General features: G+C 67.6%; 19 protein-coding genes. 2 read left to right on the top strand and 17 right to left on the bottom strand.

Translation table 11 applies throughout. The features are described 5' to 3' along the window. Window positions 1-41 precede the first annotated feature (41 nt). The 12 genes from IEV56_RS05410 to nudE all read right to left on the bottom strand — a co-directional run bounded on the left by IEV56_RS05410 (window position 42) and on the right by nudE (window position 11,111). The gene (locus IEV56_RS05410; RefSeq protein ID WP_188448558.1) at window positions 42-1,493 is read right to left on the bottom strand and encodes a helicase HerA-like domain-containing protein; all 1,452 of its coding nucleotides are present in this window, start codon (window positions 1,491-1,493) and stop codon (window positions 42-44) included. Between the two features lie 26 nt (window positions 1,494-1,519). Further along, the gene (locus tag IEV56_RS05405) at window positions 1,520-2,113 is read right to left on the bottom strand and encodes a retropepsin-like aspartic protease family protein (RefSeq protein WP_188448557.1); all 594 of its coding nucleotides are present in this window, start codon (window positions 2,111-2,113) and stop codon (window positions 1,520-1,522) included. Then, window positions 2,110-3,090 carry an isoaspartyl peptidase/L-asparaginase family protein gene (locus IEV56_RS05400; protein WP_188448556.1) on the bottom strand — a complete coding sequence of 327 codons (981 nt, stop codon included), beginning with the start codon at window positions 3,088-3,090 and terminating at the stop codon, window positions 2,110-2,112. Before IEV56_RS05400 ends, IEV56_RS05405 begins: the two co-directional genes overlap by 4 nt. Before the next feature lie 48 nt (window positions 3,091-3,138). Beyond that, window positions 3,139-4,368 (bottom strand): ABC transporter permease, encoded by a 1,230-nt coding sequence (locus IEV56_RS05395; protein ID WP_188448555.1) that lies wholly within the window; start codon window positions 4,366-4,368, stop codon window positions 3,139-3,141. Beyond that, window positions 4,358-5,056: an ABC transporter ATP-binding protein gene (locus IEV56_RS05390; protein WP_188448554.1), complete on the bottom strand. Its 699-nt coding sequence runs from the start codon at window positions 5,054-5,056 to the stop codon at window positions 4,358-4,360. Before IEV56_RS05390 ends, IEV56_RS05395 begins: the two co-directional genes overlap by 11 nt. After that, window positions 5,053-6,591 carry an efflux RND transporter periplasmic adaptor subunit gene (locus IEV56_RS05385; protein WP_188448553.1) on the bottom strand — a complete coding sequence of 513 codons (1,539 nt, stop codon included), beginning with the start codon at window positions 6,589-6,591 and terminating at the stop codon, window positions 5,053-5,055. The genes IEV56_RS05390 and IEV56_RS05385 overlap by 4 nt, the downstream gene beginning before the upstream one ends. A 15-nt stretch (window positions 6,592-6,606) precedes the next feature. Next, a complete protein-coding gene (locus IEV56_RS05380) occupies window positions 6,607-7,911 on the bottom strand; it encodes a sensor histidine kinase (protein ID WP_188448552.1) in 1,305 nt (434 codons plus the stop codon). Then, window positions 7,908-8,621: a response regulator transcription factor gene (locus IEV56_RS05375; RefSeq protein ID WP_188448550.1), complete on the bottom strand. Its 714-nt coding sequence runs from the start codon at window positions 8,619-8,621 to the stop codon at window positions 7,908-7,910. The genes IEV56_RS05380 and IEV56_RS05375 overlap by 4 nt, the downstream gene beginning before the upstream one ends. 73 nt (window positions 8,622-8,694) lie before the next feature. After that, on the bottom strand, window positions 8,695-8,997 hold the full coding sequence (locus IEV56_RS05370; protein WP_188448549.1) for an Mpo1-like protein: 303 nt from the start codon (window positions 8,995-8,997) through the stop codon (window positions 8,695-8,697). Further along, window positions 8,984-9,793 carry a nucleoside triphosphate pyrophosphohydrolase gene (gene mazG, locus IEV56_RS05365; RefSeq protein ID WP_268235756.1) on the bottom strand — a complete coding sequence of 270 codons (810 nt, stop codon included), beginning with the start codon at window positions 9,791-9,793 and terminating at the stop codon, window positions 8,984-8,986. The genes IEV56_RS05370 and mazG overlap by 14 nt, the downstream gene beginning before the upstream one ends. Further along, window positions 9,784-10,563, bottom strand: a complete 780-nt coding sequence (gene cysQ / locus IEV56_RS10595; RefSeq protein WP_229730190.1) for a 3'(2'),5'-bisphosphate nucleotidase CysQ — start codon at window positions 10,561-10,563, stop codon at window positions 9,784-9,786. Before cysQ ends, mazG begins: the two co-directional genes overlap by 10 nt. Further along, complete coding sequence (nudE, locus tag IEV56_RS05360; RefSeq protein ID WP_425488564.1) at window positions 10,560-11,111, bottom strand: ADP compounds hydrolase NudE; 552 nt, start codon at window positions 11,109-11,111, stop codon at window positions 10,560-10,562. The genes cysQ and nudE overlap by 4 nt, the downstream gene beginning before the upstream one ends. 43 nt (window positions 11,112-11,154) lie before the next feature. On the opposite strand from nudE, the gene bioA reads away from it, so the two are divergent. Together bioA and IEV56_RS05350 are read left to right on the top strand one after the other, a co-directional pair. Next, window positions 11,155-12,540: an adenosylmethionine--8-amino-7-oxononanoate transaminase gene (bioA, locus tag IEV56_RS05355; protein ID WP_188448545.1), complete on the top strand. Its 1,386-nt coding sequence runs from the start codon at window positions 11,155-11,157 to the stop codon at window positions 12,538-12,540. After that, entirely contained in the window at window positions 12,537-13,268 is a 732-nt protein-coding gene (locus IEV56_RS05350; protein ID WP_188448543.1) for a 16S rRNA (uracil(1498)-N(3))-methyltransferase, read from the top strand. Before bioA ends, IEV56_RS05350 begins: the two co-directional genes overlap by 4 nt. Window position 13,269: 1 nt before the next feature. Here IEV56_RS05350 and IEV56_RS05345 read toward each other — a convergent pair whose 3' ends face one another. From IEV56_RS05345 to IEV56_RS05325, 5 genes are read right to left on the bottom strand one after another with little or no spacing between them, the layout of a single operon-like run. Next, window positions 13,270-13,719 (bottom strand): chemotaxis protein CheW, encoded by a 450-nt coding sequence (locus IEV56_RS05345; RefSeq protein WP_188448542.1) that lies wholly within the window; start codon window positions 13,717-13,719, stop codon window positions 13,270-13,272. Window positions 13,720-13,732: 13 nt separating this feature from the next. Next, complete coding sequence (locus IEV56_RS05340) at window positions 13,733-15,400, bottom strand: chemotaxis protein CheB (RefSeq protein WP_188448540.1); 1,668 nt, start codon at window positions 15,398-15,400, stop codon at window positions 13,733-13,735. Window positions 15,401-15,403: 3 nt separating this feature from the next. Continuing rightward, window positions 15,404-21,052, bottom strand: a complete 5,649-nt coding sequence (locus IEV56_RS05335; protein ID WP_188448538.1) for an Hpt domain-containing protein — start codon at window positions 21,050-21,052, stop codon at window positions 15,404-15,406. A 58-nt stretch (window positions 21,053-21,110) separates the two neighbouring features. Further along, window positions 21,111-23,120 (bottom strand): methyl-accepting chemotaxis protein, encoded by a 2,010-nt coding sequence (locus IEV56_RS05330; RefSeq protein ID WP_188448536.1) that lies wholly within the window; start codon window positions 23,118-23,120, stop codon window positions 21,111-21,113. Between the two features lie 40 nt (window positions 23,121-23,160). Continuing rightward, window positions 23,161-23,700, bottom strand: a complete 540-nt coding sequence (locus IEV56_RS05325) for a chemotaxis protein CheW (RefSeq protein ID WP_188448534.1) — start codon at window positions 23,698-23,700, stop codon at window positions 23,161-23,163. Window positions 23,701-23,703 lie beyond the last annotated feature (3 nt).

Below are 23,703 nucleotides of genomic sequence, written 5' to 3'. Positions count from 1 at the left end.
CCTATTTTGCCACAAAGCGCCTGTCGGCAGGGCGGACGGGCTCAGCGCCGGCCGCCGAGCAGGGTGCCCAGCAGGCCGCGCACGAACTTGCGGGCCTGGTATTTGGCCTCGGCCTCCAGAATCCCTTGACGCCGGCCGTTGCCGAACAGGATGTCCTGCAGCAAGCCGGGCTCCTGCTTGCCGGGTTTTTCCGAGCCAGCCGGCACGGACACCGGTTCGGCCGGGACTCGGCGGTTCAGCACTTCGTGCGCGGACTCGCGGTCGACGGCGCGGTCGTACTTGACGCCCAACAGGCTCTGCGCCAGCACCGCCTGGCGTTCGCCGTCGGTCAAGGCGCCCATCCGGCAACGCGGCGGGCAGATCACCGCGCGCTCGACCGGCATCGGCACGCCCTTGTCCTGCAGGGTGGACACCAGCGCCTCGCCGACCGCCAATTCCGAAATCACCTTGGCGACGTCCAGCGCCGGATTCGGCACGAAAGTCTCGGCCGCCGTACGCACGGCTTTCTGGTCGCGCGGGGTGTAGGCGCGCAGGGCGTGCTGGATGCGGTTGCCGAGCTGGCCGAGCACGTCGTCGGGGATGTCGTCGGGGTTCTGCGAGCAGAAATACACGCCGACGCCCTTCGAACGGATCAGCCGCACCACCTGTTCCACCCGCTGCAGCAGGGCCGGGGCGATGTCGTCGAACAGCAGATGCGCCTCGTCGAAGAAGAACACCAGTTTCGGCTTGTCGAGATCGCCCACTTCCGGCAGGGTCTCGAACAGCTCGGACAACAGCCAGAGCAGGAAGCTGGAATACAGCTTCGGCTGCAGGATCAGCTGTTCGGCGCTGAGCAGGTTGATCATGCCGCGGCCGGAGGCGTCTAGGCGCAGGATATCGGCCAGTTCCAGCGCCGGCTCGCCGAAGAATTCCTCACCGCCCTGCTGCTCCAGGCGCAGCAGCGCGCGCTGGATGGCGGCCACCGAGGCCGGCGACACCAGCCCGTAGCGGGCGGACACCGCCGCCTTGTTCTCCGCCACATGCGTCAGCACCGCGCGCAGGTCGATCAAATCGAGCAGCAGCAGGCCTTCGTCGTCGGCCAGCTTGAACGCGATGTCGAGCACGCCGGCCTGGGTCTCGTTGAGTTCGAGGATGCGCGCGAACAGGTTCGGACCGAATTCGGACACCGTGGTGCGCACCGGATGGCCTTTCTTGCCGAACAGGTCCCAGAACGCGACCGGGCTGGCTTCGTTGGCGTAATCGGCGATGCCGATCTGCGCCACGCGCGCGGCGATCTTGTCGTTCATCGTGCCGGCGGCGGCCAGCCCGGCGATGTCGCCTTTGACGTCGGCCATGAATACCGGCACGCCCATGCGCGAGAAGCCCTCGGCCAGCACCATCAGCGATACCGACTTGCCGGTACCGGTGGCGCCAGCCACCAGGCCGTGGCGGTTGCCGTATTTGCCCAGCAGCGACACCGGGATATCGCCTTTGCCGATCAGGATGTCGTTCATGGATAGTCCCCTTCGTATGACGCGGCTCAACCGCCGTCGCGCTTCCAATCGCTTTCCAGCACCAGCGAGGCGCCCGATTGCTCTATCTTAAGGTCTTTCAGCACGTTCATGCCCAGCAGCGCGTCGCCGGCGAGATTCTTGCTGATGCCGATGTAGACGTCGCGGAAACTGAATTGGCCGAAATCCAGACGCTGTACTTTGGCCACGCAGACGTCGCGGTCCACGCCCATGGCGGTGCGGAATTCGGCCGGCAGGCATTCGGTGACGCCGGCGCGCTTGGCCAGATCGGCCGAGACCACCGACAGCGAGGCGCCGGTATCGATCAGAAAGCGCACCGGCGTGCCGTTTACCGCACCATCGAGGTAGTAGTGGCCGTCGGCGGAACGCTCGATGGCCTGCTGGCCGTGGAACAAAATCTTCTGTGGCGCCGGCTTGGGAGCGGAGACCGTATCCGGTCCGGGCGCACGGGCGGCGGCCTGCGCGCGTTGACGTTCGATATCGGCTTGCAGCGTATTCCAGAACGCGTTGTGTTCGGCGATCTGTTCCTGCGCGCCATGCAGGCGACCCAGCCAATAGGCCAATATCGCCAACACCACAGCGGACAGGATGGCGCGCTTCATTCCTTGAAGATCGCCACGCCGCGTTCGCCGCTCGGCTTGATCCAGCCGCGGTACATGCCTTCGGTGTTGAACGGCAACGCGATGTTGCCGTCCTTGTCGAGCGCGATGACGCCGCCGTCGCCGCCCAACTCCGGCACCACCTGCATCACCACCGCGTCGGACGCCGCCTTCAGGCTGTCACCGCGGTAGGCCACGCGCGCGCAGATGTCATGCGCCACGGTAGCGCGGATGAAGAACTCACCCCAGCCGGTGGCGGACACGCCGCACTGCGCGTCGGCGTAGGTGCCGGCGCCGATGATCGGCGCGTCGCCGATGCGGCCCCAACGCTTGTTGGTCATGCCGCCGGTCGAGGTGGCGGCGGCGATGCGGCCTTCACGATCGAGCGCGACCGCGCCGACGGTGCCGAAATAGGTGTTCTTCTCCGGCCGGACCGCCATGCGTACGGCGTCCTGCGCCTTGCGCAGCTGCTCCAGCCGGTGCGGGGTGTCGAAATAGGTCGGCTCGACGCGTTCCAGCTCGGGGCGGGTGTCGGCGAAGGCCTCGGCACCGGCACCGGCCAGCATCACGTGCGGCGAATGCGCCATGATCGCCTCGGCCAGCAGCACCGGATTCTTCACCGTACGCGCGCCGGCCACCGCGCCGGCCCGACGGGTATGGCCTTCCATGATCGCGGCATCCAGCTCGTGACCGCCCTCGGCGTTGAACACCGCGCCCTTGCCGGCGTTGAACAGCGGCGAGTCCTCCATCACCCGCACCGCCGCGATCACCGCCTCGCGCGCGCTGCCGCCGCGCTTGAGCACGGCGTCGCCGGCGTCGAGCGCCTGGTTGAGCGCGGCCTCGTATTCGGCCTGCTTGGCCGCCGGCAGGTCCTTGCGGGTGATGACCCCGGCTCCGCCGTGGATGACCAAGGCGGTGCGCGGCGGTTCGGCGGCCGCGGATGCGGCGGCGAGTGCGAGGGCGAGGACGGCGGCTTTCATGGCGGACTCCAAACGGACGTTCCGCCATGATACCCAATCCGGCCGCACTCAGCCCTGGTGGCGCAGGGCCTCGATCGGATCGAGCTGGGACGCCTTGCGCGCCGGGTAGATGCCGAAGAACAGGCCGGTCGCCATCGAGCACACCGCCGCCAGCGAGATCACTTTCCAGTTCAAGGCCACCGGCAGGGCGCCGATCTTCTCGGTCAGTAGCGAGAAACCGACCCCGAGCGCGATGCCGATCAGGCCGCCGCCGACCGAAATCAGCATGGCCTCGGTCAGGAACTGGCGTTGGATCTCCTTCGGACCGGCGCCGACCGCCATGCGCAGGCCGATCTCGCGGATGCGCTCGGTGACCGACACCAGCATGATGTTCATGATGCCGATGCCGCCGACGATCAGCGAGATGGCGGCGACCGCACCCAACAGCAGCGACATGATGCGCGTGGTCTCGGTGCGGGTGGCGATGATTTCGGCGATGTTGCGGACGCTGAAGTCGTCCTCGCCGCCGGGCGGGATCTTGTGCAGCTGGCGCAGCAGCACCTCCACCTGCTCCTGCACATACGGCAGGTCCTCGGCACGGGCCACGCCCAGGGTGATCGACTGCACGCCGCCGGGAATCGGGATGTTGCCGGCCATGCGCCGGCGCGCGGTCTCCAGCGGCACCAGCACGATGTCGTCCTGGTCCTGGCCGAAACCGCCCTGACCCTTGCTCTCCAGGATGCCGATGACCTGCAGCGGGGTCTTGCCGATGCGGATGCTCTCGCCGATGGCCTCGGACTCGCCGAACAGCTCGCGGCGCACCGTCTCGCCGATCAGCGCCACCTTGTTGCCGGATTTGAAGTCGGAATCCTCGAAGCCGCTGCCGGTGGCGACCTGCCAGTCGTTGATGGCGAAGTAATCGGCCTCCACACCCTGCCAGCTGGTGGCCCAGTTGTTCTCGGCGAACACCGCCTGGCCGCCGCCGCGCAGGCTGGCATTGACGTAGGCCACCTCCGGGATCTGCTGGCGGATGGCGTCGGCGTCGGACTGGGTCAGGGTCATGCGCGAGCCGCCGCCGAAACGCACACCACCGGCGCGCGAGGCGCCGGAGTTGACGTCGAGCCGGTTGGCGCCCAGGCCGGAAACCATCTTTTCGATCTCGTTCTGCGTGCCCTGCCCGACCGAGACCATCACGATCACCGCGGCGATGCCGATGATGACGCCGAGCGAGGTGAGCGCGCTGCGCAGCCAGTTGCCGCGCAGGGAGGATACCGCGGTGGAGAAGGTATCACGCCACATGACGCTGCTCCGATTCGCTGAGCACGCCGTCGCGCATCAGGCAGACGCGGTCGGCGTGCGCGGCCACGTGCTCGTCGTGGGTGATCAGCACGATGGTGTGGCCCTGCTGCTTGAGCTGCTCGAACAGCGCCAGGATTTCGGCGCCGGTCTTGGAGTCGAGCGCGCCGGTGGGTTCGTCGGCCAGGATCATCGGCGGCCGGTTGACCAACGCGCGCGCGATGGCGATGCGCTGCTGCTGGCCGCCGGACAGCTCGCCGGGGCGATGTCCCATGCGTCCGCCGAGGCCGACGGCGGTCAGCGCCGTCTCGGCCATCGGCCGGCGCGCTTCAGGCGCGATGCCGGCGTAACCGAGCGGCATCATCACGTTGTGCAGCGCGTCCATGCGGCTGAGCAGGTTGAAGCTCTGGAACACGAAACCGATCTTGTCCAGGCGCAGCTTGGCCAGCTGTTCCTTGTCGAGGCGGCGCACATCGACGCCGTCGCAGAAATATTCGCCGGTGTAGTCGGCGTCCAGGCAGCCGAGCACGTTCATCAGCGTCGACTTGCCCGAACCCGAGGCGCCCATGATGGCGATGAATTCGCCCGGCATCACGCGCAGGTCGACGCCTTTCAGCGCCACCACCTCGGCCTCGGTGCCGGCCGCGTAGACCTTGCCGAGGCCCCGGATGTCGATGACCGGCACGGTCATGGCGTGCCTGCGGCGCGCGCGCTGCCGGTGATGACCTGCTGGCCGGCGCTGAGGCCGCCGATCACTTCGCTACGGCTGCCGTCGCTGGCGCCCAAGCGGATTTCGACCGCGGCCGGCTCGCCCTTTTCCAGCACGTACACGGTGGCGCGCTTGGCGTTGAACAGGGCCTGGATCTGCTGGTCCCACTGGCCTTGCTGCTGCGGCGTCAGCTCCGCGCGCACCGCTTCGAACGCCTTGGCGAAACGCTCGGCGAAGCGGCGCGTGCCGTTGCCGGCGCCGCCCGGTTGGCCGCCGCTCGCACCGGCCGGAACGCCCTGGCTGCCGCCGTTGCCGGCGCCGCCTTGGGCGAAGCGCTGCATCATCTGCGCCACCTGCCGGGTATAGGCCTCGGCAGATTGTTCGAAGCGGGCGCTGGCGGCCGGCGAGGCCTTGATCTGCACCAGGAAATCGCGCATCGACTGCAGCTGCGCCTGCATGCGCTTGGCGCGTTCTTCCGGCGAGGGCATGGTGCTTTGCGTCGGGCCGCCGAAGGACGGACCGTTGCCGGCCGCCGCCGCGCTGGCCGGGCGGAAACGCAAGGCCGCATTCGGGATGGTCAGCACGCCGGTCTTGCGGCTGGTGATGATCTGCGCGGTCGCGGTCATGCCCGGCAGCAGCACTTGGTCGCTGTTGCCGACTTCGATCACCACCGGATAGGTGATGACGTTGTTGACGTTGTTGGCCGCCAAGCGGATCTGTTTCACCGCGCCGCGGAACTGGCGGTCGGGGAAGGCGTCGACGGTGAAGGTGGCCGGCTGGCCGACCTTGACCTGGCCGATGTCGGACTCGTCGATGGCCAGCACGATTTCCATTTCGCTCAGGTCGCCGGCGATGCGGAACAGCACCGGCGTCTGCAGGCTGGCCGCCACGGTCTGGCCGGGCTCCACCGCACGCGCCAGCACGGTGCCTTTCACCGGCGAGCGGATGATGGTCTTGGCCAGGTCCAGGCGCGCGCTGTTGAGGTTGGCCTGCTGTTGCTGGATCTGCGCCTGCGCGGCCTGCACCCGCGCCTTGGCCTGGTCGCGCTGCGCCAGCGCCAGATCACGCTCGGTGACCGACACCAGCTGCTTTTCGGCCAGTTCGCGCTTGCGCTGGTATTCGCGCTCGGTGTTCAGCGCATTGGCCCGCGCCTCGGCCAAGCCGGCCTGGGCGCTGGCCAGCGCCGCCTCGGCCTGGTTGACCCGGGCCTGGAACGTGGACGGATCGATGCGGGCGATGATCTGGCCGGGCTCAACCGTGTCGTTGAAGTCGACCTCGACCGTCTGCAGGGTGCCGGACACCTGGGTGCCGACCTCGACCGTGGCGGTGGCGCCGAGCGTGCCGGTGGCCGAGATGCTGGACGACAGGTCGCCGATGGCGGCGGCTTCGCTGCGGTACTGGCCGGCGCCGGCGTCGCCCTTGCCGGCGAACTGGCGGTACCCGAACCAGAGGACGGCGAGGACAAGGACGGCGAGGACGAGCTTGCCTGCGGACAGACGGGATTTTTTAGGGGTCATGGAAAACTGCCGGTTTCAGTGCGATTCGGAATAAGATGCCGCGGGAATGGAAAGGGTCGCAATGGTGCCTTCGCCGGGCGTGCTGGCCAGCTCGATACGCCAGCCGAAACGCTCGCAGAAGCGCTTGACCAGGGCCATGCCGATGCCCTTGCCGGCGGTGTTGCCGTTGTCGCCGCGGTAGAACAGGTCGAACACGCGCGCCAGCTGCGCGGCGTCCATGCCGATGCCGGTGTCGCGCACCTGCACGCGGCCCTGCCCGACCACCACGTCGATGCTGCCCTGGTCGGTGTAGTGGCAGGCGTTGCGGATCAGGTTGCCGATGACGATGGAGCACACGTAGTACGGAACGTCGATCTGGAAGTCATCCTCGACCCGCACCGACAGCGTGACCGGCTTGCCGCGCAGCAGCATCTGCGCCTTCTCCACCTCGTCGCCGGCCGCTTCCGAAATCCAGTACGGATGCTCGGCGTGGCCGAGGTCGTCCTCGCGCGCCAGCAGCAGGAAGCCTTCGATCAGCGACTCCATCTCCCGGCTGGCCTTCTGGATGCGCGCCACCGACCGCTGCGCCGTCGGCGACAGGCAGGACTCGGCGGCGACCATGTCGGTCGCGACGCGGATGACGGTCAGCGGCGTGCGCAGCTCGTGCGAGGCGTTCGAGGTGAAGTTGCGTTCGCGCTCGACGAACTGGCCGATGCGCCGGCCCAGGTCGCGCAGCGCGGCCGACAGCACCATGGCTTCGCCGTCCATGTCGGCCGGCAGCTTCTGCGGCGCCAGCGCGGAGACGTCCGGCTGCTTCGGGTCCCAGCCGCGGACCTCGTTGGCCAGCCAGATCACCGGTGACACCAGGCGCTTGGAGGTGCGGTAGCTGAGCAGCACCATCACGTACACCACCACCAGCAGCAGCGCCAACGGCACCACGCCGAACCAGAACGCCAACGCGTCGACCTGCTCCTGCTTGAACACCAGCACCAGCTTCTGCCGGCCGCGGGTCTCGACCCAGATCAGCTCGCCGCCGCGGCGCTTGTCCAGGCTGTGGTAGCCGTTGCCGAGGTCGCGGTACTTGGGCGGCAGCGCCGGCGCGTCGCGCATGTCGAGCAGATAGGCCTTCATGTTGAAGGTGTCCGGCACCTGCACCGACGGGTTGTTCCGGTACAGGCTCCAGAAATGCCGGGCCTCGTCCTGCAGCGCCTGCTTGATCAGCACGTCCTTGATCACCACCGAGGCGCCGTACACGCCGATGACCGCCGCGAAGCAGATCGCGGCGGTCTGCAGCACGAAAGCCGTCCAGAATTTCTTCCTGAGGCCGTTCCTGCCGTTCATGCCTTGGGCTGTTCGTCCAGGTCGACGATGCGGTAGCCGGCGGTCTGCACGGTGTGCAGCAGCTGCTTGTCGAAGCCGCGGTCGATGACCTTGCGCAGGTTATACAGGTGGCTGCGCAGGGTGTCGGATTCCGGCAGCTCATCGCCCCAGATCTCGCGCTCGATGTCGCGCCGCGACACCACCCGCGGCGACTCGCGCATCAGGATGCCGAGCAGACGCAGGGCGATCGGCGACAGTGCCAGGTCCTTGCCGGCGCGGGTCGCGCGCAGGCTGCCGGTGTCCAGCACCAGATCGGCGACCTGGTAGACCTCGGTGCTCACCTGACGGCGCTCGCGGCGGATCAGGGCGCGGATGCGTGCCTCCAGCTCCTGGATGGCGAACGGCTTGATCAGATAGTCGTCGGCGCCCGCTTCCAAGCCCAACACCTTGTCGGACACGGCGTCGCGCGCGGTCAGCATCAGCACCGGTGTGGCGATTTTGGCTTCCTCGCGCAGCTTGCGGCAGACCTGCAGGCCGTCCATGCGCGGCAGGTTCAGGTCGAGCACGATGACGTCGTAGCTGTTGGCGGTGGCCAGACGGTAACCGTCGACGCCGTCGCCGGCGTAGTCGACGCCGTAGCCCTTGTTCTCGAAATACTCGCCGACGACTTCCGACAGGCTGCGGTTGTCTTCGACCAACAGGATCAGACCGGATTGGGTATCGCGCTTCATGTTGCCTCCACGGCTGTCTTCAGCTTTGTGAAGAAGAATGCCCCGTGCCGGGTGAGCGCCGCGTGAACCGGGCTCAGAACGGGATTTTCCCGGTCAGGATGTCCTTGTACATGATCCAGTCGGACACGAACGAATACAGCGGATGCTTGAAAGTGGCCGGCCGGTTCTTCTCGAACGCGAAATGACCGATCCAGGCAAAACCGTAGCCGCAGACGAACGCGGCCGGCAACCAGAACCATTGGCCGGTCAGCAACAGGGCCGCCAAGCAGCCCAAGGTCAGCGAGCTGCCGATGAAATGCAGGCGGCGGCAGGTGCGGTTGCGGTGTTCGCCGAGGTAGAACGGATAGAACTCGGCAAGGGAATCAAAGCGGGTCATTGGCGGCCTCCTCGTGTTTCGCCAGTTGCCAAAGCGCTTCCTGCGCGGTCAGGCCCAGTTGCGGCAGCGTTTGCCCGCCATCGGCGGCCAGGCGCTCCATGGCGCGGAATCGGCGCTCGAACTTGGCGTTGGCCCGGCGCAGCGCGGCGCCGAAATCGACTTTCGCATGCCGCGCCAGGTTCACGCAGACGAACAGGATATCGCCGATTTCGTCTTCCAATGCGTCGTGTCCGCGGCCTTTGGCGAATTCGGTGCGGACCTCGCCGATCTCCTCCTGCAGCTTGGCGAATACGCCCTCCACGTCAGGCCAGTCGAAACCGGCGCCGGCCGCGCGCTTCTGCAGCTTGGTGGCGCGTTGCCATTCCGGCAACCCGCGGGCGATGCCGGCCAAGGCGCTGGCGTCGTCGCCGGCGGCCTCGCGCTCCCGGCGCTTGTGCTCTTCCCAGGCCGTGGTCTGCGCGTCGGCGTCGGCGACTTGGGCATCACCGAAGACATGCGGATGCCGGCGCACCATCTTGTCGTTGATGGCGGCGGCGACGTCATCGAACGCGAACAGACCGCGTTCCTGCGCCAATTGGGCATGGAACACCACCTGCAGCAGCAGGTCGCCGAGCTCGTCCTTCAGATCCGCGAAATCGCCGCGCTCGGCGGCGTCGGCGACCTCATACGCTTCCTCGATGGCATACGGCGCCAGCGATCGGAAATCCTGTTCCAAGTCCCACGGACAACCGGTGTCGGGGTCGCGCAAGGCGCGCATGATGCCCAACAGCCGCTGCAGCTCGACGCTCACAGCCAGTCCCGCCAGGCGATGCCGCGGTCGCCGACCGCGATGAAGTGCGGATTGAGCAGCGATTCCTTGCTGTTGTAGCGCAGCGGATGGCCGTCCAAAGTGAATACGCCGCCGCCGGCGCCTTCCAGCACCGCCTGCGCGGCGCCGGTGTCCCATTCCGAGGTCGGACCGAAGCGCGGGTACAGGTCGATTTCGCCGGTGGCGATCTTGCAGAACTTGAGCGAGGACCCCAGGCCGACGGTGTCGACCGCGCCGATGCGGTCGAGATAGGCTTGCGTCGTCGGATCGCGGTGCGAACGGCTGGCCGCCACCCGCAGGGTCTCGGGCGCTGAGGCCACGCGGGCCTCGCCACGGGCGTCGCCCTGTCGCCAGAGCGTGCCGAGGCCGTGCCCGCCGACCAGCAGCCAGTCCAGCGCCGGCGCATACACCACGCCCAGCACCGGCCGGCCTTGGTCGATCAGGGCGATGTTGACGGTGAACTCGCCGTTCTTCTTGACGAACTCGCGGGTGCCGTCGAGCGGATCGACCAGCCAGTAGCGCGACCAGGCCTGGCGCGCCGGCCAGTCGATGGCGGCCGATTCCTCCGACAGGATCGGTAGGCCGCCGTCGAGTGCCGGCAGGCGCGACACGATGCAGCGGTGCGCGGCCAGGTCGGCCTGGGTCAGCGGCGAGGCGTCGTCCTTGGCCATGACCTCGAAATCCTGCGCGTACACCGCCATGATTTCCTCGCCGGCGCGACGGGCGATGTCGGCCAAGGGTTCGAACCAGCCCTTCATTCCGCCGCCATCAGCTCTTTCAGCACCAGCAGGGCGGCCAAGCTACGGCCTTCCGAGCAGTCTTCGCGCAGCACCAGCTCGTGCAGTCGGTCGAGCCGCCAAGGCACCACTTCCATTTCCTCCGGCTCGTCGCCGGGCAGGCGTTCGGGATACAGGTCTTCGGCCAGCACCAGATCGATGGCGTGGCTCATGTAGGTCGGCGCCAGGGTGATCGAGCGCAGCACGCGCAGCGAGCGGGCACCGAAGCCGGCTTCCTCCTTCAGCTCCCGGTTGGCGGCTTCGAGCACGCTCTCGCCGAGGTCGATGCGGCCCTTGGGCAGGCACAGCTCGTAGCGGTGGGTGCCGGCGGCGTACTCCCGGATCAACAGCACGGTATCCTTGTCGGGCATGGCGGCGATCATCACTGCGCCGTGGCCCTGCTGCACCGAGCGCTCGTAGCGCCGGCGTTCGCCGTTGGAGAATTCCAGATCGAGCACTTCCCGCGTGCCGTGGCTGTTTTCAATCACTTGCCGGGAATGGATAATAGGCAGGGAAGTCATGGTTTTCATTGTCGCGCGTTTCCGCCGGACTGACTAGATAGGAAGACGAGATATGTCCCGCTATACCCCGCCGCGCGACAGCGCCGAATGGCTCCGCCGGGACCTGGCCGTCCTGTGGCATCCCTGCACCCAGATGCGCGAGCATCCCGACACCCTGCCCCTGGTGCCGATCCGCCGCGGCCGCGGCGCCTGGCTGGAGGGCATGGACGGCACCCGTTACCTGGACGCGGTCAGCAGCTGGTGGACCAACCTGTTCGGCCACGCCGAGCCGCGCATCGCCGAGGCCGTGGCCGCGCAGGCGCGCGAACTCGAACACGTGATCTTCGCCGGCTTTTCGCACGAGCCCGGCCTGCGCCTGGCCGAATCCCTGTTGGCCGTGGCGCCGCGCCAGGCCGGCCGGCCGCCGCTGGCGCGCGTGTTCTATGCCGACAACGGCTCGGCGGCGATCGAGGTGGCGCTGAAGATGAGCTTCCACAGCCACCGCAACCGCGGCGATGACCAGCGCACGCGCTTCGTCGCGCTCACCAACAGCTACCACGGCGAAACCCTGGGCGCGCTGTCGATGGCCGACATCCCGCTGTACCGGCGGACCTACGCGCCGTTGCTGCTGCAACCGCTGTTCGCGCCCTCGCCGGACGCGTTCGCGGCCGAGCCGGGCGAATCGGCCGAGGCCTGCGCCCTGCGCCGCGCCGACGAACTGCAGGCCCTCTTCGAGGCGCATCCGGGCCAAATCAGCGCGCTGATCCTGGAGCCGCTGGTGCAGTGCGCCGGCGGCATGCGCATGCACCACCCGGCCTACCTGCGGCGCGCACGCGACATCTGCGACGCGCACGGCGCGCACCTGATCGCCGACGAGATCGCGGTCGGCTTCGGCCGCACCGGCACCCTGTTCGCCTGCGAGCAGGCCGGTATCGTACCGGACTTCCTGTGCCTGTCGAAAGGCCTGACCGGCGGCTTCCTGCCGCTGTCGGCGGTGCTGACCACCGAACACGTGTACGAGGCCTTCCTGGACGATTCGCGCGAGCGCGCCTTCCTGCACTCGCACAGCTACAGCGGCAACCCGCTGGCCTGCGCCGCGGCGTTGGCCTCGCTGGCGATCTTCGACGAGGACGACGTGCTGGCGCGCAACCGCCGCACCGCCGCGCGCATGGCCGAACTGGCCGCGCCCCTGGCGGTACATCCGCAGGTGGCCGACATCCGGCAGACCGGCATGATCCTCGCCATCGAGACCCGCGCCGCCAGCGGCGGCGACGGCACCGCGGTCGAAATCGCCGGCGGCATGGGTCTGCGCGCCTACCGGCACGCGATCGCCCGCGGCGTGGTGCTGCGGCCGCTCGGCGACGTGCTGTACTGGATGCCGCCGTATTGCGTCGGCGAAGACGAACTGCGGCACCTGGCCGACGTCACCACCACCGCGCTTACGGAGGCATTCGCATGAGGACCATCCGCAGCTTCATCGATCTGCCGCTGCAGCCGGAACAGGAACTGGCGCTGCCCGAGACCATCACCAACCACGTGGTGCGGGTGCTGCGCCTGCAGGCCGGCGAGGTGTTCCACCTGTTCAACGGCGACGGCTTCGACTACCCGACCGAGATCCTGACGCTGGAGAAACGCGGCGCACGCGTACGCGTGGCCACGCGGCTGCCGGTGACGACCGAATCGCCGTTGCGCATCCACCTGTACCAGAGCATCGCGCGCGGCGAGAAGATGGACCTGATCCTGCAGAAGGCCACCGAGCTGGGGGTGTCGGCGTTCACGCCGATCGTGTCCGACCGCACCGAGGTGAAGCTGGACGGCGAACGCTCGGACAAGAAGCTGGCGCACTGGCAGGGCGTGGTGCGTTCGGCCTGCGAGCAGAGCGGCCGCGCGCGCGTGCCGGTCGTCAACGAACCGGTCGCCATCCACCGCCTGGCGCCGGCCGCCGGTCCGCGCCAGGCGTTCTACCTGCAACCCGGAGCCGAACGGCGCATCGCCGACCTGTCGCTCGACATGGAACGGGAGCTGAGCCTGGCGATCGGGCCGGAAGGCGGTTTCAGCGAACGCGACATCCATCTGCTGCGCACCGCCGGCTTCGACGGATTGGGTTTGGGTCCGCGCATCCTGCGCACCGAAACCGCGGGCATCGCCTTGGTGGCGGCGTTGCAGTCGCGCTTCGGCGACTGGTGAATCAGAGGTTGTCGCGGATCAGGCGTTCGATTGCCTCAAGATTCGGAATCGCGACGGCGTCGTTGTCCAGATAGGCCGAGCTGTAGAACTCGCTGGCATGCTCGGGATCGTCGATCAGCTGGTCGGAGCCGATGTTGACCAGGCGCGGGAAGCCTTGGGTCAACAGCGCGAAATACGGCAACCGGGTCTCGCCGGACAGGCCTTTCAGGATGGCGACCTTGGCACCGGCCACACTTTCGCGCGGATCCCAGCCGGCCATCGCCGAGAACGAGACCAAGGGCAGACGGTAGCCTTTCCAGCGGATGGCGCCGAGATACCAATTCGGCTTGCCGTCGACCGCTTCCGGCGCGGCATAGGTCACGATTTCGGACACCGTGGTATTGGGCAGCATGAGCTTTCCGCCCGGAAGGGCGATCAGTACCGCACGCAGTTGCTCGACTTGGGATTCCATAGTGTCCTTCCGTTTACGTGAACCAGGCGCCCATGCCGTCCAGCGGCAGCGTCGGCGCACCGATGTTGACCAGCTCGCGCGCCAAGGTCGGTTCGTAGCAGCTGTCCGGGTCCTGCGCGCGCACGTTGCCGCTGACCATGCCGGCCATGATCAGCGGCTGCGCCAGATCGGGATTGCCGCCGCTGAGCACCAATATCCGCGACTCGGGATCGCTTTCGTCGATGAACGGCTTGAGCCCGCCGGCGGCGCGGCACTGGTAGCCCAAAGGCGACGGCAGGATGCCGTATTCCGGCGGCATCAGGTAGATGGTGCCGGCATGCAGGTATTCATCGGGTTCGCAGACGCGCACCGGAACTGCGGTGACCTTCTGCAGCTGGCCGCACAGGCGCGCCAGCTGTCCGTCCGCCAATTGCTGCGACAGCGCCAGGATGCCGGTGAAGCCGGACGGTACGGCTTCGACCAGACTGCGCACCGCGCCCGGCCCGCCGATGCCGGAGATGGCCAGATACAAACGTCCCTCGTTGTCGGCGCTGTCCTCGGCGGCGCCTTGCTCGGCCATGCCGAATCCGGCCGAGAATGACGGCGCAACGGCCGCTGCCGGCACCGCAGGGGGCACTGGTGACGGCGGCTCGGCGGTCGGCATGGGCGCGCCATCCTCCACCAACGAGAACTGCGAAAGATCGAACACGCGGGGTTTCGGCGCTTCAGGCACGGCGTCCGGGCGTATTTCCGAAGCGGCGGCCCGGCTATCGAATACCGGCGCATCGGACGCCAGAGGGATGTCGTCCGGAATCAGGCGGTTTTCCAGGTCTTCGGCCTCGGCAATCAGCCGTTTCAGGTCGTCGTCGGTCGGTTCGACCGGGCCCTCGTCAGGGACACCGCGCACCGACATCACCGGTGGATCGAAATTATCGGGCTGCGGTACCGGGGTGAAGTCCACTCCGACAACCTCCGGCGCTGCGGATGCCGCCGTCGTGCGGTCTTCGTCGTCGAGACGGAAGGCCGACTGTTCCTGTTCGCTCAGCGGCTCCAGCTTCTCGAAATTGGCGGCTTTGACTTCATCCGCGCTGTAGCTGCTGGACAGGTTGCGATCCAACTGCTGCAGGGCCGCTTCCAGCTCGTTCGGGTCGAATTCGAGGCTGTCGTATTCGCCGTCGTCCTGCCAGACCGGGGTCGGCGCGACGGGTTCACTTGCGGCGGCGGCAACCGCCGGCTCGACCGGCTCCGCCGCTTCCGCAACGGATTCCAGACCGACGGGAACCGTCACCGACGCATCGACCAGCGCGTCTACCGGCCCGGCGTCATCCACGGTCGCCGCGCGCGGTCCGTGCTCGGCCGGCAAATCGCTGCGGCCGAGCAGCTTGGCGGCCAGATGGCGGGCCCAGCGGTTGAGATCCCAGCCGCTCAGGCCGCGGGTGGTCTCGGCGTCATCGAACAGCACGGTGATGCCGGGCTGGCCGAGCAGGTCGCCGTACGGTTCGAGTTCGAGCTCGATGGTGGGATCGAGACTGATCACCAAGCGGTTCGGATTGAGCGTGGACAGCGCGGACGGGTCGCTCTGCGACGGCGTGCCGACCCAGACCGGCACCGCACCCAGGTCGGATAAGGCCGTGACCAGCTGGTCGCGGGCATGTCCCTCGTGGCCGAGGACGACGATCCGTTGTGTTCCCGATGCGTTCATGGACTACTTCTTGAAGACCTCGTTGACCTGGCGCATCAGCTCGAACTCCTGGTACGGCTTGCCCAGATAGCGCTCGACGCCGAGGTCGAACGCGCGTTGGCGGTGCTTCTCGCCGGTGCGCGAAGTGATCATCATGATCGGCACGTGCTGCAGACGGGCGTCGGCCTTCATGTTCTGCGCCACTTCGTAGCCGTCCATGCGCGGCATCTCGATGTCGAGCAGCACCAGGTCCGGCACCTGCTCGGCCATCTTCTCGATGGCCTCGACGCCGTCGCGGGCGGTCAGCACTTCGTAGTTGTTGCGTTCCAGGATGCGCGAGGTGACCTTGCGCATGGTGATCGAATCGTCGACCACCATCACCAGCGGCATCGAGCGGCCGGTGCTTTCGGCGGCCTGCGCCACCTTCGGCACCTGACGCGCGGCGTTGTGGCGGACCAGGGGCGCGAGGTCGAGAATGACCACCACGCCGCCGTCGGGCATGATGCTGGCGCCGTACACGCCGGGCACCGAGGTGACCTGCGGGCCGACCGGCTTGACTACGATTTCCTGGCTGCCGAGCACCTGGTCGACGCAGATCGCGATGCGGTCCTGGCCGGATTTCGACAGCAGCATCGGCATCTGCATGCTGCCCACGGCCTTGGCCGACGGCAGGTCGAGCAGGCCGCCGAGGTCGTAGATCTTGTGGCGGTTGCCGGCGTAGTTGAACTCCGGCACCTCGAGCCGCAGCTTTTCCTCCAGCTCCTCGCGGCCGATGCGGCCCACGCCGTCGACCGAGGCGATCGGGATGGCGAACTGGCTGTCGCCGATCTTGACGAACACCGCCTTGGTCACCGCCAGGTTGAGCGGCAGGCGGATGACGAATTCGGTGCCGCGCCCGCCGGTGCTCTGGATGCCCAGGCTGCCGTTGAGGTTGCCGATCTCCTTGCTGACCACGTCCATGCCGATGCCGCGACCGGCCAGACGGGTGACGCTGTCGGCGGTGGAGAAGCCGGTCTGGGTGATCAACGCCAGCACCTGCTGTTCGCTTAGTTCGGCGTCGTCGGAAATCAGGCCGCGTTCGATGCCCTTGCGGCGGATCTGCGCGCTGTCCAGGCCGCGTCCGTCATCGCGCACGCTGAGCACCACTTCCGTGCCTTCCGGCGCGATGCTGACCGACACCACGCCGGTTTCCGGCTTGCCGGCGGCGCGGCGCTGTTCGGGCGATTCGATGCCGTGCGCCACGGCATTGCGCAACAGGTGCTCCAGCGGCGCGATCATGCGGTCGAGCACGGTCCGGTCCATTTCGCCGTGGGCGCCGTCGACGCGCAGCTCGACCTGCTTGCCGGCGTCCTGCGCGGCCTGGCGCAGCACGCGGCGCAGGCGCGGCAACAGGGTTTCGAACGGCAGCATGCGCGTGCGCATCAGGCCTTCCTGCAGCTCCGAGCTCACCCGCGACTGCTGCAGCAGCAGCGATTCGTGGTGGCGGGTCAGGTCGTCGAGCGTGGCCTGCAGGTTGATCAGGTCGTTCGAGGATTCCGCCAGCGAACGCGACAGCTGCTGCTGGGTGGTGAAGCGGTCCAGCTCGAGCGGATCGAAATCCTGCTTGCCCTGGTCGGCCTCGCGGATGTTGCGGGCCGCGATCTGCGCCTCGGTCTCGATGTCGAGGCGGCGCAACTGCTCGCGCAGACGCGAGGTGGTCTGGTCGAGTTCGACCAGGTTGGTCTTGAACTGCGTCAGCTGCTGTTCCAGACGGGCGCGGTAGATGGCGACTTCGCCGGCGAAATTGACCAACTGATCGAGCAAATCGGCGCGGATGCGCACCACTTCCTGCGGCGTACGCAGGCCTTCGTCGGCATCCAGGTCCTGGACTTCGATCGGACCGGACAGCGGTTTGAGTCCGCCCGCCGCTTCGGCGCTGTCGGCGGCCGAGGGCATGCCGGCGGCGGCTTGCGTTTCGGCCAGTCCGCTTTCGAGCAGGCGGATATGGCGCTCCGGCGCCTCCGGCGCGCGCCGCTCTTCCACGCTGTGGCTCATCCGGTGCAGGGCGTCGAGCGACTGCTCGATGACCGCGATGCGGCCGGCGGCCGGCACCGTGCCGGCGTCGGCGCTGTGCTGGATGAAGCTTTCCAGGCTATGGCTGAGTTCGCCGATGCCGAACAGGCCGGCCATGCGGGCGCCGCCCTTGAGCGTATGCAAATTGCGCTGCAGCCCGAACAGCGGCTCCATGCCGGAGCCGGCCTGCTTCAACGCGACCAGCAGGTTGTCGCTCTGATCCAGCAGGTCCTTGGCTTCCTCGGTGAAGATGTCGAGCAATTCCTCGTCCAGGCCGTGCATGTCCAAGGCCTGATCTGCGGTTTCTTCAGCGGGCGCGGTGGTTTCTTCGGGCGCCGCCGCCTCGACCACGACCGGCACTTCGGACACGATTACCGGCGCGGCCGGCTCGACCGGCACTTCGACATCGGCCGATACGTCGATATCAACCGCCGGCGGCTCATCGGCGCGGTAATTCGGGTCGGTCAGGCGCTCCAGCTCTTCCATGGTCAAGCCGTCCAAGCCATCGGCGGCAGCAGCTTCGGCGGCAGCAGCTTCGGCGGCAGCAGCTTCGGCGGCAGCAGCTTCGGCGGCAGCAGCTTCGGCGGCAGCAGCTTCGGCGGCAGCAGCTTCGGCGGCAGCAGCTTCGGCGGCAGCAGCTTCGGCGGCGGCAGCTTCGGCGACGGCAGCTTCGGCAGCGGCAGCTTCGGCAACGGCAGCTTCGGCAGTCAAGCGCTCGGCCAGCAGGCGCTGCGTTTCAAGATGCTCGGCTTCAAGGCGAACGCCCTCGATGCGCTCCGCCTCGATGCGTTCCGCTTCAAGCTGTTCGGCTTCAAGGCGTTGCGCGTCGATGTCGGCCATGGCGGCCGGTGTCGGCACGGAAAGCGGAATATCCGGCAGACGGTCGCGCAAGGCGGCGATCCAGGCCTCAAGATCCGGATAAGTCGACGGCGCCGTGTTGGCGCTCAGGTCGTCCAAGGTGGCTTGCACGGCATCGGCCACTTGCGCCAAGCCGGCCAGAATTTCCGAATCGGCGCTGGCGTGATGCGCGATGCCGCGCCGCACCAAGGCTTCGGCCGGCGCCAGAACACCGACGAGCGTACCGACTTCCGACATCGCGAACGCGCCGTTCATGGTGTGGATGGCGCGGAATACGGCATCCTCGAATTCGGCATGGCCGGAGGCGGCCGAACGCGTCAGCCAGGCGTTCAGTGTCTCGAGATGGCCGCCGATCTCCGGACGCAGGATTTCCAAAAGCACCGGATCGATGACCGGCGCGGCCGGCGCGGGCGCCGCAACCTGCGGCAGCTCGGGAGCGGCTTCCGCCACCGGGGCCACGAAAACCTCCGGCTCGCCGGCGGGAACGACCGAGGCCGGCTTCGGCTGGTAAATCACGTCTTCGCCGGCAGCCAAGCGTTCGGCGACATCGCACAAGCCTTGCATGTCGACCGTGGCGCGTTCGCCCAGCAGGGCTTTCTGGAAGCGCGGCAGCGTATCCACCGCGGTGCCGACCATGGCCAATACGGCGGCGCTGGGCGGACGCGAACCGTCAAGCACGCGGTTCAACAGGCTCTCGATCTTCCAGCTGAATTCACTCAGGACCTTGGCACCGACCAGGCGGCCGCTACCCTTGAGCGTATGGAACACGCGCCGGATCGGACGCACCAACTCGATGTTGTCCGGATCGCCGCGCCAGTCGGCGTAGAAGCCGTCCAGATTCGTACGCTCTTCGGCGAACTCCTCGAGGAAGATTTCACGGATTTCGTCGTCGATACCTTCGGCCTCCATGTCGAAACCGGGCACGGCATCGCCGTGCGCATCGGACGTCGACACGGTGATAACGGGGGCCGCGACGGAAGCCGGCTGCGGTTTTTCCGGCACGGGCGCGTGCACAGACTCGGCCATGACCGGAGCCGCAACCGACGGCGGCGCGGACGGAACATGCGCGTGCTGTTCGGGTAGAGGCCAATACTGCAGGGCTTCCAGCCCTTTTTCGGTGATGTCGAGGATGCGTTCGCGGTTGGGACGGCGGTCGCGCACGGATTCCAGGTAGTACTCGATGCTGGCCAGCACCTCGGCCAAGCGCTCCATCTGCTCGGCGCCCGGAATGCCCTGACGCTCGATCAGCTCGACGCGGGTATAGGCGCTCACGGCGTCGATGTAGTTCGAGACCGGCGTGTACTCCAGGATCGCGAGGGCGCCGGACACCTGTTTGAGCAGGCCCGGAATCGATTCCAGCTGCTGATGGTCCCAATAGCTCTCGACGAAGGCGACGAAGGCCTGGCGGACCTGCAGGAAATTGACGATCGACTCGCGGATCAACGCGTCCAGCAGCTGGTGCGACTGCGCGGAGGACAGGAACTCGCCGGCTATCTGGGCCTGGCGCGAAGCCGCGCTTTCGCCGCCGTGCTGGTCGAGCATCGACTCGACCGACAGCAGCGACTTGGCGATCTCCATCAGTTCGGCGTCGCTGAGCGCGCTGCGGCCTTCGACGTAGGCGCCGATGGTCTCGCGGTTTTCATGGATGTGGCGGCGCGCGCCCTCGGCGTCGATCAGCGCCAGCGTATTCTCGACGCGAGTCAGCACATCGAGCACCGCCGCCATGTCGGCAGGATTCTTGTCGGACTGGCGGATCGCCATGTCCAGGCTGTCCTTGACCTTGAGGATGTCCTCCTTGATCACCGCCGCGACGCTGTCGAGCAGCGCGTTGTTGCGGCCGAGCAGGCTGCTCTTGGCATGCCGGATCTCGTCCTCGTCGGGCACCAGCGAGGCCAGCTCGAAGGCCGCCTCGACTTCGGCCAGGCGATCGGTGGCCGGGGCGTGGCGGGACACGAAATACAGCAGCTCCTGGGTGATGCGGACCGGCGACAGCTGACGGATTTCGCCGATGCCGCGGTTGTTGAGGTGGTTGACCTCCTGGTCGACCTTGGTCAGCGACCGCTTCAGCGCCGCATCGGCGGCGACGGCGCCGCCGGCCAAGGCGTCAAGCAGCGCCGAGGCGACCCAGAACAGCTTGCGGTCGGCGTCGTCGCGCGATTGCGCGGCGATGCGCAGGCAGACCTCGCCCAGATTGCCGGCAGCCTGCGGGTCGTCGGCGGCCAGCCAGCGTTGCAGATGGGCCTGGAACTGCAGCGACAGCCCGGCGATGTCCTCGCCGGCGGCCGCGGCCTGGATGCGCGCCACGGCCGCGCCCGGCAGCGGGTGCTGGGTCGGTGCCGAGTACACGGACTCCTCGCCCAAGGCCGGCTCGCCGCGGATCGAACGCAGCTCGTTGATCAGCGGCAACAGCACCGCCGGCACGTCGCGGTTGCCGTTCTGCAGGCGCTCCAGGTAATCCGGCAGTTGCACGATGCACTGCATCAGCAGGGTGTAGGCGCTGTCGCTGCCCGGCACCGAGCCGTCGGCCAGCCCCGCCGCCAGCTGTTCCATTTCCTCGGCCAAGCGCGCCGAGCCGGTCAGTTCGACCATGCCCAGCGTGCCCGCGGCCTGGTGCAGATGGCCGAAGCATTCGCGCAGCGCGGCCGGCCCCCCGCCTTCTTCGGCGAAGCGTTCGAGCGCGGCGCGGGCCTGCTGCAGCGTGCCGTCCAGCTCGGGCTTGAGCCAGGTCAGGACGGTGACATCGATGGGACTGAGAGATTTCATGCAGAACCTTGGCGGAATCGTGTTCGGACGGCCGGCGGGCCGATGCGCGTCTCGGCGGTCAGCCCGGCAGCTTGAAGTTGGCCACCGAGCGGCGCAGATCCGCCGCCAGCTTGGCCAAGTTGCCGACCGACTCGGCCGTGTGGCCGGCGCCCTGCGAGGTCTGCTTGGTGATCTCCTGAATCACGGCCATGGCTTCGGTGATGCCGCCCGCGGCCTGCGACTGCTCCTTGGAGGCGTGCGAGATGTCCTGAATCAGCTTCGACAGGTCGCCCGACACGGTTTCGATCTCGCCCAACGCCAGACCGGCGTCCTCGGCCAGGCGCGCGCCGGCCACCACTTCCGCGGTGGTCTGCTCCATCGAGTTGACCGCTTCGTTGGTGTCGGACTGAATGGTCTGCACCAGGGTCTCGATGCGCTTGGTCGCGTTCGAGGCGCGCTCGGCCAGGCGCTGCACTTCGTCGGCCACCACCGCGAAGCCGCGGCCGGCCTCGCCGGCGGAGGCCGCCTGGATGGCCGCGTTCAGCGAGAGGATGTTGGTCTGTTCGGCGATGTCGTTGATCAGCTCGATGATCGAGCCGATCTCCTGCGAGCTCTCGCCCAGGCGCTTGATGCGCTTGGCGGTCTCCTGGATCTGGCCGCGGATGTTGTCCATGCCGTGGATGGTCTGGCGCACCACGTCGGCGCCCTTGGAGGCGATCTGCACCGAGCGCATGGCCACGTCGGCGGATTCGGCCGAACGGCGCGAGACGTCGTCGATGTTCGACGCGATGACGGTGATCTGGCGCGAGGCCGATTCGATCTGCAGCGCCTGCTGTTCGGCCGCTTCGGCCAGCTGGGCGGCGGTGGCCTGGGTCTCCTGGGCCGACGAGGACACCTGCACCGAGGTGTCGTTGATGGTGCCGACCAGCAGGCGCATCTCGTCCACGGTGTTGTTGATGGCGTCCGCGATGGCGCCGGTGAAGTCCTCGGTCACGGTGGCCTTGGTGGTCAGGTCGCCGTTCGACAGCGGGTCGATCTCGTCGAGCAGGCGCATGATCGCCTGCTGCTGCTGCTGGTTGGTCTCCTTGGACTTGGACAGCTGCACGGTCTGGGTGCGGAAGATGCTGAGCAGCAGGAACACGATGCTGAGCAGCGCGGCGCCGGCGGAGCCCAGGGTGATATAGGTGTTCGGGAAGGCGCGGCGCAGGTTGATGTTGTCGTAGGCCTTGTACAGGTTCTCGCTGTCCTCCAGGAACACCGCGGCGTCGAGCGAGATGGCGCTTTCGGCCTGGTGCACTTCGAACAGGTTGCTGGAGGCGTCCAGCACGGCCTTGATCTCCTTCTCGGCCTGCGCGAACAGCTGCTCGGCGGCGACCACAGAGTTCATCGCGGCGGGCGACGCCACCGGCGCCACGTTCCAGTCCGGGTTGCCGGACTTCAGGCCGGCCAACACCTGCGAGAAGGCCGCGGTGTCGCGCGACAGCGCGTCGGCGGCGGACACCGACTTCTCGCCGCCGGCGACCACTTCGGTCACGCGCCGGGCCATGCGGTCGACCAGCACGATCTGGCGGTTGGCCAGGTTGATCTGCTGCGCCGGGGCGTTGTAGTCGGACATGGCGTTCACCACCTCGCTGAGGCGCGAGGACAGCTGCGGCACGCGGGCGTTGAACTGGTTGGCGGTATTGGACAGCGACACCAGCTCCTTCTCGCTCTTCAGGATCTGGTCGGCGTTGCCGGAGATGGTGCCCCAGGTCTTACTGACCTGCGCCAGCGCGCCTTGGGCGCCGAGCGCGTTGTGGCTCTTGTTGAGCGTGGCCACGATTTCCGCGATGCGCTCCTTGGTGGCCTTGAATTCGGCGAACGAGTCGGCGTTGCCGGCGGCGGACTCCTTGGAATAGTTCGCCAGCTTCTGCGACAGCACCTGCAGCTCGGAGCTGAGCGCGCGCGCCTGGTTCTCCCGGGCGCTGTAGTAGTTCGATGCGAAGAAGTTGGCCGCGAACACCGCGAGGGCCAGGATCAGGACCAGCGCCCAGAACTTGAGGCTGAAGCTGCCGAGCTTGTCGGCCATGGAACGGAATTTAGTGCTCATGATGCTGTGTTTTCCCCTAACGAATTTTTTGTCGCCGCGCTCAGGCCGCGGCTTGCCTGAACTCCGGTGTCCTGGTCAACAGATCCATGTCGAATACCCCCCATGTCTTGCCGGCCGCGGCATAGGCTTTGGACACGAAATGGCCCAGACGGCCCTCGGCGAACGCGTCCGCGGCATCGACCAGCTGCGAGTCGTTGAAGAAGCGCTGGCCGAACAGTTCGTCGACCACCACGGCGACCATGCCGCCGGGCTGCTGCACCACCAGCATGCGCTGGCCCTCGTGGATCAGGGTGCGTTCGCCGAAGATGAACAGCTTGAAGTCGACGATCGGCAGCAGGTTGCCGCGCGAGTTGGCCACGCCCAGCAGCCAGGGCTCGCTGCGCGGCACCGGCGTCATCGGCGGAATGCCGGTGATTTCGATGACCTGGTCGAAGGCCGAGACCAGCGGGTGCGGACCGAGCCGGTAAGCCACCGCGCGCCAATGGCCGGGCTCCTCCGAGACTTCCGGCGCAGCCGCGACGTGCGCGATCGAGCGCCGTTCGTAATCCTGCAGCCGTGCGAATGCGGACGGGGCGGCCATGGC

The sequence above is a fragment of the Arenimonas maotaiensis genome (genome assembly GCF_014638745.1).
GTDB classification, from domain to species: domain Bacteria; phylum Pseudomonadota; class Gammaproteobacteria; order Xanthomonadales; family Xanthomonadaceae; genus Arenimonas; species Arenimonas maotaiensis.
The sequence above is the reverse complement of the archived record's forward strand: the minus strand, read 5'-3'. Positions and strand labels throughout refer to the sequence as shown.

Bases quoted from the DNA above. Each gene is read 5' to 3' on its own strand.
- IEV56_RS05410 (WP_188448558.1), bottom strand. From the start codon at position 1,493: ATGAACGACATCCTGATCGGCAAAGGCGATATCCCGGTGTCGCTGCTG.
- IEV56_RS05405 (WP_188448557.1), bottom strand. From the start codon at position 2,113: ATGAAGCGCGCCATCCTGTCCGCTGTGGTGTTGGCGATATTGGCCTAT.
- IEV56_RS05400 (WP_188448556.1), bottom strand. From the start codon at position 3,090: ATGAAAGCCGCCGTCCTCGCCCTCGCACTCGCCGCCGCATCCGCGGCC.
- IEV56_RS05395 (WP_188448555.1), bottom strand. From the start codon at position 4,368: ATGTGGCGTGATACCTTCTCCACCGCGGTATCCTCCCTGCGCGGCAAC.
- IEV56_RS05390 (WP_188448554.1), bottom strand. From the start codon at position 5,056: ATGACCGTGCCGGTCATCGACATCCGGGGCCTCGGCAAGGTCTACGCG.
- IEV56_RS05385 (WP_188448553.1), bottom strand. From the start codon at position 6,591: ATGACCCCTAAAAAATCCCGTCTGTCCGCAGGCAAGCTCGTCCTCGCC.
- IEV56_RS05380 (WP_188448552.1), bottom strand. From the start codon at position 7,911: ATGAACGGCAGGAACGGCCTCAGGAAGAAATTCTGGACGGCTTTCGTG.
- IEV56_RS05375 (WP_188448550.1), bottom strand. From the start codon at position 8,621: ATGAAGCGCGATACCCAATCCGGTCTGATCCTGTTGGTCGAAGACAAC.
- IEV56_RS05370 (WP_188448549.1), bottom strand. From the start codon at position 8,997: ATGACCCGCTTTGATTCCCTTGCCGAGTTCTATCCGTTCTACCTCGGC.
- cysQ (WP_229730190.1), bottom strand. From the start codon at position 10,563: ATGAAGGGCTGGTTCGAACCCTTGGCCGACATCGCCCGTCGCGCCGGC.
- nudE (WP_425488564.1), bottom strand. From the start codon at position 11,111: ATGAAAACCATGACTTCCCTGCCTATTATCCATTCCCGGCAAGTGATT.
- bioA (WP_188448545.1), top strand. From the start codon at position 11,155: ATGTCCCGCTATACCCCGCCGCGCGACAGCGCCGAATGGCTCCGCCGG.
- IEV56_RS05350 (WP_188448543.1), top strand. From the start codon at position 12,537: ATGAGGACCATCCGCAGCTTCATCGATCTGCCGCTGCAGCCGGAACAG.
- IEV56_RS05345 (WP_188448542.1), bottom strand. From the start codon at position 13,719: ATGGAATCCCAAGTCGAGCAACTGCGTGCGGTACTGATCGCCCTTCCG.
- IEV56_RS05340 (WP_188448540.1), bottom strand. From the start codon at position 15,400: ATGAACGCATCGGGAACACAACGGATCGTCGTCCTCGGCCACGAGGGA.
- IEV56_RS05335 (WP_188448538.1), bottom strand. From the start codon at position 21,052: ATGAAATCTCTCAGTCCCATCGATGTCACCGTCCTGACCTGGCTCAAG.
- IEV56_RS05330 (WP_188448536.1), bottom strand. From the start codon at position 23,120: ATGAGCACTAAATTCCGTTCCATGGCCGACAAGCTCGGCAGCTTCAGC.
- IEV56_RS05325 (WP_188448534.1), bottom strand. From the start codon at position 23,700: ATGGCCGCCCCGTCCGCATTCGCACGGCTGCAGGATTACGAACGGCGC.